Here is a 1,231-nt window from a genome sequence, read left to right on the forward strand (position 1 = left end):
AAGATTCAGCGTGTCGTTCCTGATGTCCACGAATACAGGGACTCCCCCTCTCAAGACAAACGCATTGGCCGTAGATACAAATGTGTACGAAGGCATGATGATCTCGTCACCGGGCTGAATATTCAAAAGCAACGCAGCCATCTCTAGGGCCCCGGTACAAGAATGGGTTAACAACGCTTTGCCACAACCGGTCTGCCGTTCCAGCCAAGCATGGCAGCGCTTGGTGAACGGCCCATCCCCAGCCAACATGCCATTGGAGCGAGCCTCTGCGATGTACTGAATTTCCTTTCCCGTCATGTGGGGCCAGTTAAAGGGGATGGCGTTGGGCTTGTTGTTCATTCCGACTCCTTTCGTTGACAGACCAGGAGCCGTGATCCTCCGAAGGGCAGGGAAAAGCCGGACTTGATCGCGAAGTACTCCATCCGCATGATGGCTTCCAAGATGTAGTCGAAAACAGGATTGAGGATCAGCTCCTTACTGTCGCCGACATCGCCCGAGCGCCGCACCGTCAGCCGAGAAGCAAGCATCAAAGGCAGCAAAAGAGTTACAAAGGAGGTGCTATGGACGATGTGGAAACCTGCAGCCTCCACCTTGGCATGCAGTTCCCGGGCGCTATAGCGCCGCTGGTGGTGGGCAGCTTTATCCACCGGACTCCAAAGCCACTGGTGCTGCGGCACGGTGATCAGGCAGCCGCCGCCTGGCTTGATGGCTCGGTGGAAATTTTGCAGCACCAGTTCGTCTTCCAGGATGTGCTCGATCACGTCAAAAGCCGCCACCACGTCAAACTCGGCCTCATAGGGAAGTTTTCGCGCGTCCATCTGAAGCAACTCGGCTTTGGGTAGTCGTTTGGCGGCAAACGCGAGGCCAGCGGTGTAGATCTCGCTCCCGACGATCCGTGAATGGGGGAACGCTCTCGCGATGCCTGAGAGCACATAGCCTGTACCACAACCGACCTCCAGCAGTGACTGGAAACCGGGGAAGTACTTGCGCAGCGCCCATAGGATGATTGCGTTCCGGGCGCGGAACCAAAAGCTACCTGCCTCGACACGCGCTAAGCCCTCAAAGCTTTCCTCGGGAAAGTCGTCGTTGTGTTTCGCCAGTTCCGGCGCCCAAGCCAGGAAGCCGTCGACCCGAGCAGGCACGAAACCGCACTGCGGGCAACCGTTCTCGGCAAGGATGTTTTTGGCACCGCAGGTGGGACACAGAATCATGAAGTGCTCAGGACGACTGA

The 1,231-nt window shown here is 57.2% G+C and carries 2 protein-coding genes; both read right to left on the reverse strand.

Features of this window, described 5'->3' with window-relative positions:
- Positions 1-339 (reverse strand): aminotransferase class I/II-fold pyridoxal phosphate-dependent enzyme (locus AC097P_RS24255; RefSeq protein WP_479612980.1); only part of this gene is annotated, 339 nt, incomplete at its 3' end.
- Positions 336-1,231, reverse strand: an 896-nt coding sequence (locus AC097P_RS24260) for a methyltransferase domain-containing protein (RefSeq protein WP_479612981.1), incomplete at its 5' end; no start/stop codon positions are given. The genes AC097P_RS24260 and AC097P_RS24255, both read right to left, overlap by 4 nt.

Source organism: Rhodoferax sp. ZS1R8, from assembly GCF_056521325.1.